This is a genomic window from Vibrio sp. D173a, from assembly GCF_030248475.1.
This window is the reverse complement of the sequence record NZ_JAHGAH010000615.1, coordinates 1-943: the sequence shown is the minus strand read 5'-3', so window position 1 is coordinate 943 and position 943 is coordinate 1. Positions and strand designations below refer to the sequence as shown.

General features: G+C 46.0%; 1 protein-coding gene. It reads left to right on the top strand.

The genetic code is table 11. The features are described 5' to 3' along the window. Nucleotides 1-748 (top strand): DNA repair protein RadA (radA, locus tag KIV40_RS27945; RefSeq protein ID WP_285352462.1); only part of this gene is annotated, 748 nt, incomplete at its 5' end. Nucleotides 749-943: the final 195 nt, after the last annotated feature.

Genomic DNA, 943 nt, shown 5'->3' with positions numbered 1-943 from the left:
TGTGGCTATTTTCCTTGTTGGCCACGTAACTAAAGATGGCACGCTGGCGGGGCCGAAAGTTCTAGAGCACATCATTGACTGTTCGGTACTGCTTGATGGTGGCACTGATAGCCGCTTTAGAACGCTGCGCAGCCATAAGAACCGTTTTGGTGCGGTAAATGAGCTTGGTGTGTTCGCAATGACAGGACAAGGGCTGAAAGAAGTCTCCAACCCTTCAGCTATTTTCCTTTCTCGTGGTGAAGAAGAAACGTCAGGCAGTTCAGTTATGGTGGTCTGGGAAGGTACGCGTCCACTTCTCGTCGAGATTCAAGCGCTGGTGGATTATTCACAGTTGGCGAACCCTCGTCGTGTCGCTGTAGGCTTAGAGCAAAACCGTCTTTCTTTATTACTCGCCGTGCTGCATAAACACGGTGGGTTACAAATGGCTGACCAAGATGTGTTTGTGAATGTCGTCGGTGGTGTTAAAGTAACCGAAACCAGTGCTGACCTAGCATTAGTGATGGCACTGTTGTCTAGTTTTAGAGACAGAGCACTGCCTAAAGATGTGGTCGTGTTTGGTGAAGTTGGCTTGGCGGGAGAGATTAGACCGGTTCCAAGTGGACAAGAGCGTCTAAATGAAGCCTTCAAGCATGGCTTTAAAAAAGCGATCGTGCCAGCGGCCAATATGCCTAAGGGCGGTATTCCAGGGATGCAAATCCACGGAGTGAAAAAGCTGTCAGAAGCAATTAGTGCTTTTGATGAGTTGTAATAAAGCTAAGTTAGGCTAATCTATACAGCAGCAAATCAAATTGGGTTTGCTAATCGTCTTTCTGCGAGCCCAATATTAAAATTAACAACCGCTTAGGTTGTTTCTACAGAGCACTTTTCCTTTCTTATTGTGGAAAGGCAAAAGTTTTTTAGTCTCAAATGCATGCAAAGCTATCAGTCTTCACAGATTGTGATA